The following is a 6,352-nucleotide window of genomic DNA, read 5'->3' on the forward strand; positions in this document are numbered from 1 at the left end:
GGCGGCGCGTTCGATCCGCCACTGATAGGTCTTGCGCAAGCCTGGCCCGACATAGGCGAGGAACGCGTCCTTCGAATGATCGTCGGTGTCGAGATAGGCGAGCAGCCGCTCGATATTGAGCGTCGGCGTCACGAAGACGTGATGATCCTTGAGCTTGCGATAGGAGGCCATCGCGGTCTCGGCGTCGAACGAGGCGTCGAGCTGCGCGGTCGCGGTGGCGCGATCGATCCGGCCCGCGGCGAAATCGGCGGCGATCCGCGCTTCGTCCTTCGATCCGGCCTTATGCGCATAGCTCAGATGCTCGATCGAGCTCAGCCCGGCATCGACCGCCTGCCCGACGGTGAGCGCCATCGGGATATGCCCGGAGGTGCGCAGGCCGGCTTCGCGCGCCTTGCGCACCGCATAAAGGAACAGCTCGGGCTTGAGCGTGCTGTCGGTGATCTTGACGAAATCGACCTTGAGCGCCTTGAGCTTGGCGATCGCCGCGTCGACATCGGCCTCCGATCCGGTTTCCAGCGTGCCCTTCCACACCGGTTTGACGCCCTCGATCTTGGGGCCGGCGCTGAGCAGGGTCGGGCCGAACAACGCGCCGTCGGCGATCTCGCCGCGCCACTTGAGCACCTCGTAAGGAAGATCGCCCGCGCAATCGCGGATCGTGGTGATGCCATAAGCGACATAGAGCGGCAGCAGCGCCTTATTCTCGTCGATCAGCGCCGGGCCGCCGCCGAAATGGACGTGCATGTCCCATAGTCCGGGGATCAGATAGCGCCCCTTGCCGTCGACCTCGCGCGTCGCGCCCCACGCCTTCGCCACCGCCGCATCGGCGCCGACCGCAACGATCCGGTCGCCCCGGGTCGCCACCGCCTGATCGGGGATCGTGCGGGCATGTTCGACATCGATCACCGTCGCGTGCCGGATCAGCACATCGGCCTTCTCGCGCGCCACAGCCTGGATCGACGCCAGAGATACCGCCGCCGCCAGGGCGATAAGAGGAAGTTTCACGTTTCGAGATCCCATCCAGTCCGCGCGGGATTTTACGCCAGCTTCCCTATCATGCGCAAACGAGATATCATGATAAACGATATCCATTTTTCGAATGTTGCCGTCGATGCTCGATCCCCGTCTGCTGCGTGCCTTTGTCGCGATCGCCGACCGGCAGAGCTTCACCGACGCCGCGACGCGGCTCAACATGACGCAATCGACGATCAGCCAGCAGCTCGCCCGGCTCGAGCAGGCCGTCGGCCATCCGCTGATCGACCGCGCGTCGCGCCCGGTCCGCCCGACCCCGGCGGGTGAAAGACTGCTCGGCTATGCGCGCCGCATCCTCGCGCTGCAGGCCGAGGCGACCGGCTTACTCGCCGACCCCGCGGGGACGCACGCCGCGCGGATCGGCGTGCCCGACGATATCGTCACCCCCGACGTCGCCCGCGGCCTCGCCGCCTTCGCCGAGACCCACCGCGAGACGCGACTCGACGTGACGACCGGGCTCAGCCGCGATCTGATGCGCCGCTATCGCGACGGCGAGTTCGATATCGTCGTCGTCAAAGAGCATCGCGCGAGCCCGGATTGCCGCGTCTCGTTCGCCGAGCCGATGGCATGGTACGAAAGCGCGACGGTCGATCGCGACTGGCCCGATCCGGTGCCGCTGGTGTCGTTCCCGCCGGGTGGTCTCTATCGCGACGAGATGTTCGCGCGGATCGAGCGCGAGCAACGCCGCTGGTATATCGCCTTCACCGGCAGCAGCCTTTCGGGCGTGCTGGTGGCGATCGAGGCGGGAATGGGCATCTCGCTCCTTCCCCGACGCTCTACCGGCGACCGCGCGGTACGCATCCACCGTGCCTTGGGCGAAGAGCAATCGATGGCGGTATCGCTCTATGCGTGGGAGACGACCGGCCCGGTGGGCGAGCTTGCGACGCGACTGGCGGAGTCGCTGGCGGCGCGTTCGTTGGGCTAGCCTCGCCCGAGTGCCGATGCGGCATGGGCGGCCATCGCCTTCTTGTCGAGCTTGCCGGTCGCGCCGACCGCCATCTGCTCGACGATCAGGAGATGCTCGGGCCATTTCTTGCGCGAGAGGCCTTCGCGTTCGAGATGATCGACCATCGTCGCGAACCCGAATGGTGTCATACCCTGGCGTACCCGGCAGACCGCGCACGCCTGCTCCCCGAGCTTAGGCTCGGGTATCGCGACTACCGCGACCTCGGCGATCGCCGGGTGGCGCAGCAGCGCGGCCTCGATCTCGGCAGGATCGATGTTGAACCCGCCGCGAATGATCTGGTCCTTGATCCGGCCGACCACGGTGACGAATCCTTCCTCGTCGCGGACGATCTCGTCCCCGGTCAGGAAGTAGCCGTCGCGGCTCCGCCGCTCCTGGCCCGATCCGAGCCCCTCGGCATAACCGAGGAATAACGACGGCCCGCGCACGCCTGCCTGCCCGCGCGACCCGCGCGGCAGCGCGACGCCCTCGGCGTCGAACGCTTCCTCCTCGGTGCCCGGAAAGGGTATGCCGTCCGATCCTCGCCGCCGCGTGAGCGGATCGCCGGGGCGCGTCGAGCAATGTCCCATGCATTCGGACATGCCGAACATCCTGAGCGCCTTGAGACCCAGCAGCGTTTCGGCATCGGCGATCAGCTCGGCGGTCATCGCGCTGCCCCCGACCGCGGCGGCGCGCAGCGGCAGGGTTGCCGTCCATGATCCAGTCTTCGCCGCTTCGACCATCGTATAGAGATGGGTCGGCACCATGATCGCCCAGCCGCAACCATGTTCGACCGCACGGCGCATCGCCGCTACCGGATCCCAGGGATCGACCAACACCAAAGGCCGCCCCTGCGACAAGGCGAAATGCGCGGTGAAGGTGAATCCCGGCGCGCTATCCAAGGGCACAATGCCGAGGATCGAATCCGCTGGTTGCAGCGCCGCGATCGCCGCACAGGCGCGCGTCGCATAATTGAGCGCGGCGGCGCCGTGCATCACCGCCTTGGGCATACCGGTGGAGCCCGACGTGAAGCCGATCAGCACGGTATCGCGATCGCGCGGATCGGCGGTACGCCGCTCGGACGTGGCTGGCGCGACGATGATCGCATCGTCGCTGCCGATCACGACATGCGCGGCGTGGCCGAGCCGGGTCTCGAGAACCTGGCGGTCAGCCTCGGACAGTTTCGGTGAATAGGGACAGAAGGTCGCTTCGCAAGCCGATGTCGCCAGCGCCGCGGCGAGCGTCTCGGCACGCTTCACGCCGGCGGCGAGGACTCGGCTACCCGCTGTCACGCCCACCGCTGCCAGGCGTTTGGCAATGTCGAGCGCGAGCCCATGGAGTTCGCGACGCGTCCAGCGGCGATCACCGCAATCGATCAGCGCCAGTGCATCCGGATCTGCATCCACATGCGCCGCGAATTGTGGCCACAATCGCTCATCGGTCCAAGTCAGACCGTCGGCACGAAACTCAGCCAAGCGACTGACCTCCATCGACGAGGAAGGTCTGCCCAGTGATGAAGCTGCCCGCATCCGACGCCAGCAGCGCCAACGTGCCGCTGATCTCCTCCGGCCTCCCGAACCGCCCAAGCAGGATGCCGGCGCGCGTCTTCTCCTGGATCGCGGGGTCGAGCGTCTCGGTCATGCCGGTTTCAATCGATCCCGGCGCGATGGCATTCACACGGATGCCCTGTCCGGCCCATTGCGCGGCGAGGTCGCTGGTCAAATGGACGATCGCCGCCTTGCTGGTGGTGTAGGGCACGACCTGCCCCTCTTCGGGCCGATAGGAGATGAACGCTCCGACCGAGGCGATGTTGATGATTGCACCGCCGCCATGGGCGAGCATGTGACGCGCGGCATGGCGACAGGCGAGGAAGGTTCCGGTGACATTGATGTCCATCACCTTGCGCCACCCCTTAAGAGGAATGTCCTGCGGCAGTCCCCACCATGACGCGCCGGCATTGTTGACGAGCAGGTCGAGCCCGCCGAGCTCGGCGACGACTTTGGCCACCGCCGCTTCGACCGAAGCCTCGTCGGCGATGTCGCATGACAGCCCGATCGCGGGAGTGCCAAAACGCTCGGCTATACGCGCCGCGATCGCCGCGCATTCATCGCCATTGCGCGAAGCCAGCGCGATCGCGCAGCCGAGGTCGGCCAGCGTCGCCGCCATCGCCTCGGCCAGCGCGCCGCGTCCGCCGGTAATCAACGCGCGCTTGCCGTCGAGGCGAAACGCCGCGGTCGCGAAACCGGGGGCAAGGTCAGCCATCGCCGCACCCGGCAAGCAGATCGACCTCATCGGTGATGAGAATGATGCGTCGACCGCCCATGCCTTTCGTCTGCGCGGTCGCCGCTTTCCATTCGAGCGAGGCGAAAGCCGCGTCAAGCGCAGCCTGGTCGGCAAAAGTCAGCACGGCATGCCCGTCCCAGCCCGGCGTTTCGGGACTGTCATAGTCCTTGGTGACCACGCCGTGGCGATAGGCGAGCAGGCCGGGCAGCAGCTTCGCCGCATCGGCATGCGGCCCGCGCCACCAGTCCGTGAACCGCTCCTGCGTCCAGCCGCCAGGCCGGCTGGCGAGCACGACCATGCTGACCGTCATCGCCTTATTTGCCCGTCCAGACCGGCTTGCGCTTTTCGAGGAACGCCGCGACGCCTTCCTTGGCATCGGCCGAATGATGCACGACGTTGCAGGTCATCGTCTCGAGCGTGATCAGCGAGTTAGTGTCCGCATCCATGCCGCGATTGAGCGCCATCTTGGTCATCCACATGCAGAACGGGCTCTTGTCGATCAGCGGCGCGCAGAAATCGGCGATCAGCTGGTCGAACTCGGCCATCGGCGCCGATGCATTGCACAGACCCCATTCGACGGTCTCGTCACCGGTCAACAGCTTGCCGGTCAGCATCAGCTCCTTCGACTTGCGCATGCCGATATAGCGCGGCAGGCGATAGATCGGCCCGGCACCGCCGAAGAGCGCGCGGCGGATGTGGAAGTCGCCGATCTTCGCCTCGGACGCCGCCAGCGCGAAGTCGCACGAGATCATCAGCTCGAACCCGCCGGCGACGGCATAGCCCTCAACCGCCGCGATGGTCGGCTTACCCATGTTGTAGATCTTGTCGTAGGTCCGCGCCGAGTCGATCGCGAGCTGCAGCGAGGTGGTCGATTCGTGCAGCACCGGGCCGACCAGCTGATCGAGGTCCGCGCCCGAACAGAAGGTGTTACCGCGTCCACGGAACACCACGGCGAGCGCTTTCTTGTCCGCCGCCGCGCGATCGACCGCGACTTCAAGTTCGCGCAGCAATTGCGGGCTGACGCAGTTCCGCTTGTGGGGACGATTAAGCCAGATCGTGCAGATGCCGTTGTCGGCCAGTTCGTACTGGATGACGTCCTTTTCGAGTTCCATCAGAATCTCCTTCGATATTGGGCTAAATTGGGGCCTACGGACCATTAGTCCGGAGCGAGCATCGCACCGACGCCTATCCAGGCGGCGATGCCGGCGGCGGGGACGGCGCACAGCACCGCCTCGGCGATTTCCTGGTCGGTCGCGCCCGCCATGCGCGCACCGCGGACATGCGTGGCAGCCATCGGACTGTAGCCGGCCGCGAGGATCGCCAGCAGCAACAGCTCGCCATGTTTGGGCGACAACGGGTTGGCGTCGATGCTGCCGCGGCGCATCAGGTAATAAGCATCTGCCGCGCCTGGGCAGAGCCGCATCAGCTGCGCAAGCGGCACCGGGATCGTGCCGAAATAAGCGAGGAAATTGGCTTCCGCCTCCCCCGGCCCGGCGTGTGGCAGGTCCTGCGGCGGCGGTGCGCCGGAGTCATCGAAGACGGTCGCGATCACGTCGGCGAATTCGAGCGCCGCGCCTTCGCCGCGCAAGCTGCTGAGGACGATGAGCCCAGCGGTCGCGTCGCGAACGGTCAGCCCGAGCGAAGCCCCCCGCGCCAGTTCGCGCCGCGCCAGTTCGGGATAGCGGCGGTCGATCGCGGCGACCGCAATGAACAGCGCCTTGAGCCTCGCCGGGACCGCGCCGTCGGTATCGATGACCGCACGGAAACCCGCATAGCCGGCAAGCGTGTACGGCGCATGGCCGCGCAGCAGCGCGACATCACCCAATGGCCCAAATGATCTTGGCGTCGTCATCGACCTCTCCTGCCTTAAGCTTGTCGACCGACTGGTCGGGCGTCAACCGCCGGCCCACTGTCCTATTTGACAGCCGACCGGTCGGTCGAAAAATAGTACAGCCGACCGACCGGACGAACGATCCGAAAGAAACGACAGGAGGGATATCCGCGCCATGGCGTTCGAACAGTCGCAGCGATCGAGCGAATGGATGGCGCGCGTCCGCGCGTTCATGGATGAGCATATCATCCCCGCGATCCCTGTCT

The 6,352-nt window shown here is 66.3% G+C and carries 7 protein-coding genes; 1 reads left to right on the forward strand and 6 read right to left on the reverse strand.

All coding sequences use genetic code 11. From position 1 onward, the window contains the following. The coding region (locus BGN95_RS13760) for an amidohydrolase family protein (RefSeq protein ID WP_286772957.1) at positions 1-1,002 on the reverse strand (1,002 nt) is incomplete at its 3' end. A gap of 106 nt (positions 1,003-1,108) precedes the next feature. Here BGN95_RS13760 and BGN95_RS13765 point away from each other — a divergent pair. After that, positions 1,109-1,954 (forward strand): LysR family transcriptional regulator, encoded by an 846-nt coding sequence (locus tag BGN95_RS13765; protein ID WP_286772958.1) that lies wholly within the window; start codon positions 1,109-1,111, stop codon positions 1,952-1,954. Here BGN95_RS13765 and BGN95_RS13770 read toward each other — a convergent pair. The 5 genes from BGN95_RS13770 to BGN95_RS13790 are packed head-to-tail and all read right to left on the reverse strand — an operon-like array spanning position 1,951 to position 6,107. Then, positions 1,951-3,462 (reverse strand): class I adenylate-forming enzyme family protein, encoded by a 1,512-nt coding sequence (locus tag BGN95_RS13770; protein WP_286772959.1) that lies wholly within the window; start codon positions 3,460-3,462, stop codon positions 1,951-1,953. The genes BGN95_RS13765 and BGN95_RS13770 overlap by 4 nt on opposite strands. Further along, on the reverse strand, positions 3,440-4,234 hold the full coding sequence (locus tag BGN95_RS13775; protein ID WP_286772960.1) for an SDR family NAD(P)-dependent oxidoreductase: 795 nt from the start codon (positions 4,232-4,234) through the stop codon (positions 3,440-3,442). Before BGN95_RS13775 ends, BGN95_RS13770 begins: the two co-directional genes overlap by 23 nt. Continuing rightward, complete coding sequence (locus BGN95_RS13780) at positions 4,227-4,565, reverse strand: EthD domain-containing protein (RefSeq protein WP_265314338.1); 339 nt, start codon at positions 4,563-4,565, stop codon at positions 4,227-4,229. The genes BGN95_RS13775 and BGN95_RS13780 overlap by 8 nt, the downstream gene beginning before the upstream one ends. Positions 4,566-4,569: 4 nt before the next feature. Beyond that, positions 4,570-5,367: an enoyl-CoA hydratase/isomerase family protein gene (locus BGN95_RS13785; protein WP_265314339.1), complete on the reverse strand. Its 798-nt coding sequence runs from the start codon at positions 5,365-5,367 to the stop codon at positions 4,570-4,572. A gap of 44 nt (positions 5,368-5,411) precedes the next feature. Further along, a complete protein-coding gene (locus BGN95_RS13790; RefSeq protein WP_286772961.1) occupies positions 5,412-6,107 on the reverse strand; it encodes a carboxymuconolactone decarboxylase family protein in 696 nt (231 codons plus the stop codon). Positions 6,108-6,352: the final 245 nt, after the last annotated feature.

Source organism: Sphingomonas sp. 66-10 (genome assembly GCF_001897045.1).
Classification (GTDB): domain Bacteria; phylum Pseudomonadota; class Alphaproteobacteria; order Sphingomonadales; family Sphingomonadaceae; genus Sphingomonas; species Sphingomonas lycopersici.